Here is a 3,381-nt window from a genome sequence, read left to right as displayed (position 1 = left end):
CTAGTGGTAATGTTTCTAAGTCTTCCGCTAATTCCTTTATACGGAGACAAATAACCACAAGCAACATTCATTCTATAATAACCATCAAGATGACTCCATAATAACTGATCTTCTTCTATTCCATCACTGTTTGTATCCTCTCCAAATATTTTTAAAGGAATTACTACACCTCCAACATCTGATCCTAAAGCCTCTATTTCTTGATTCATCATCTGCCTAATATGCTCAACATTTAAAGCTTTATTCCAAATTCTTAATTCATCCATCCAACCATGAAAATAGTTTATTGGATCATTTGATACTGATTGGTCCATTGCTCCGATTAATGCCTCAATATTACTTGGTGTTTGGTTAGGTGCAGACCCACTAGAAGAATTCAATTGAATTCCGTCAACAAATAATACATAGGTGCTACCATCAAATGTAACAGCCAAATGATACCATCTATCATTATCTATTATATCTCCAGAAGAAACTGAACCAGAAGTCGTGCCAAACCAATTAAAAGTTACTTGTCCGTTATTTATACTTAAATCGTAACCATTTGAATTATCTCCAAAGTCCTTTCTAGAAAACACGGTGCTTGTTCCATTTACAGAATTTGGTTTTACCCATGCTTCAATACTAAATTCGCTGTTTAAATTATAATTGTTTTTAAAAGTGACATAATCGTTTACTCCATCAAAATCTACTGTTGGACAATCCGTTAATGTTACTTCAATTTCATCATAACAACCGCTACCATCATTAAGGGTCCATCTTAAGGTATAATTACCGGGATCGGCATTAAAAACTGCATCAGGATCGGTATTGCTAGAGAATATTGCTGAGTTACCGCAAGAAGTACTTGATGCACTCTGCACAGACCAAGTTCCTGTAACACCAGTAGGAGAATAATCAGTATCACCAGCAGCAGTATTCGGAACAACATATAGGTTGTTTACCCATGCCCCTTTGTCAAAATTAGTAACTGCAGATTTTGTATTATCATAGGCGTTTAACTGTAATGCAGATTCACCACATTCGCTAGCAAGTGGTGTATAATTTTGACCTGCATAGGCTAAACTTGCATTTACATTGATGAAATTTGTTCCAGAATGATTATCCGTTCTACAACCATTTACTAATGTTGTAACACCATATTCCCTTATTCCGGGCGTAATCGGTGTTACAGTTGCCGAAGTTCCTATTGCTATAACAGTTCCGTTCTCATCAGTCCATTCTAATTCATCGTCAACCTGAGCATATGCAAATCCAACATCATCAATTGCCCAACCACTTGCAAAAGTTCTAGTTCGATTAGAACTTACTCCATTTGGATTTGGAAAAGTTGTATTTGTTATATCTCCACAATCACCTAAGTTTGAATCATTCCCAACAAATGTAAACCTTACTCGTAAACCAGACAAACCTGTATAAGCTCCTAAGTCAATAGAAGCAGGCATCATTCTTGGATCGGTTGTACCCATATATCTATTACCTGGCGGCCCTGTTGCCAATATAACTCCAGTAGTGTTACCATCTGTAAAATTATGGCCTTCAATTGTGTTTAGGGTTGTAGTATATGTATTCCCTGAATCAAATGACAATTCAATATATCCATGTCCTCCATTGCAAAAATAAAAACTTGTATAAAAAGACATAATTGCCTCTGCAGAAGTCATACCAATTGTACTAAAAACAGGCGTTTCCAATGTAGTTGTATTACCTACCCCATGCGCTAATGCAAACTTTGTGTTATCAGTAGTATCATAATTAATTCCACTAAAAGCTGAATTATTATTCGAGTTGGTTTCTTTCCATGTTTCCTCTGAACCAGTATCACCACTTGCAGGGAACTCCCCGTCTTGTCCATCAACACGCCATCCATCAGGTTGGGCATAATTAAATTCTCCACCTTCCCCAAACTGTCCATTTGGTTGATCAAAAAAACTTTCAGCATTTACTGTAACAGGAGCTCCTAAACAAATATCCAACGCTGTATGACTAACAATTATAGGAGGTTCATCTGGCGGTAAAAAACGCACATAAGCCTCAGCAGATGTTTTTGTAATAGGGTCTGATAGATCAGTATAATCTGTAATATTCAATCTTACAAAGCGATCATTCGTAATTCCAATTATTGTATGAGTAAGTGTTCCTGCTGTTCCACTAATTTGCGTCCATGTTTCACCATTATCATCAGAATATTCCCAATAATTTACATCAGATGCTAGTAAATTATAGGTTCCTATTTTCTGCAATGTAAACTGAACATCTCTCGGTGTATTTGCACCTCCTGGGCAAGAAGTGGCTTCTATTAACGGACTTGCTGGGTCTCCATTTAGCGGAACTATTAATCCTGTTAAATAAGTGAATTGATTTTTTGGTGGTTCAACTGTAATTGTGACATCACAGGTATTAACATTTCCATTAACATCGGTTGCCGTAAGTGTTGTAGTCGTGGTATAAACGTTTCCATTAATATCTTCTGGGAAAACATTTGGAAAAACTGTCAAAGATGCTAAACCACAAGCATCATTCGAACCATTATCTACATCTGATGCTTCAATTGTTGCAGCCCTTGTAATTGCATCAATGACGACTACATAATCATTGCACAACATGGTTGGTAATGTATTATCTACAATAGTTACTGTTGCTGTTGTAGTATCACTATTCCCAGCATTGTCATAAACAGTAAATGTTACGGTGTTATCACCTACATCTGAACAATTAAACGAACTTGGTGCAACAGTCGAAAGCACAATATTACAATTATCAGAAGAGCCATTGTCTAAATCTGAAGCTGCAATATTAATAGTTCCATTAACACTTAAATATGTTGTATAATTTTGAGCCACTGCAATAGGGTCTGTATTATCAGAAGGAATAACATCGAAAGTGCAAGTGCTGATATTATTAAAACCATCAGTAGCCGTTAAAGTTACCGTCACTGCTCCAGAAATCGTCGCGCCTGGCGAAGGGCTTTGAGTAACTACAATTGGCGAATTACAGTTATCTGAAGTTGATGAAAAAGAAGTGTAATCCTGTAAAATAAATTGGCAATCATCATTGAAGTTTACATTTTGATTTCCAGGACAACTAATTAAAGGATTTTCGTTATCCTCTATGGTAATATCTTGTGTACACGAAATTGTTAGGCCCGCAACATCTGTAACTGTATATGTTATTGTGGTTGTTCCAATAGGGTATGTATAATTACCGACAAATCCTGAACCACTATCAACTACAACACCGGACATAACCCAAGTTAAAGTTGCACTACAATTATCGTTAAAAACTGGATTGTCTACTAAAACATTGGCAGTACAATTACCAAAACCATCACTTGAGGTACCCAATGTAATATTTGCTGGACAAGATATTGTTGGAGCTGTC

At 36.4% G+C, this 3,381-nt stretch carries 1 protein-coding gene; it reads right to left on the bottom strand.

The window, feature by feature from the left end:
- Window positions 1-3,381: LamG-like jellyroll fold domain-containing protein (locus RM519_RS13875; RefSeq protein WP_311594428.1), on the bottom strand; the 3,381-nt coding region annotated here is incomplete at both ends.

Origin of the sequence: Urechidicola vernalis, from assembly GCF_031846385.1 — a bacterium.
Lineage (GTDB): Bacteria > Bacteroidota > Bacteroidia > Flavobacteriales > Flavobacteriaceae > Urechidicola > Urechidicola vernalis.
Note: the sequence above shows the minus strand (reverse complement) of the source record. Positions and strands in the feature narration are given on the sequence as shown.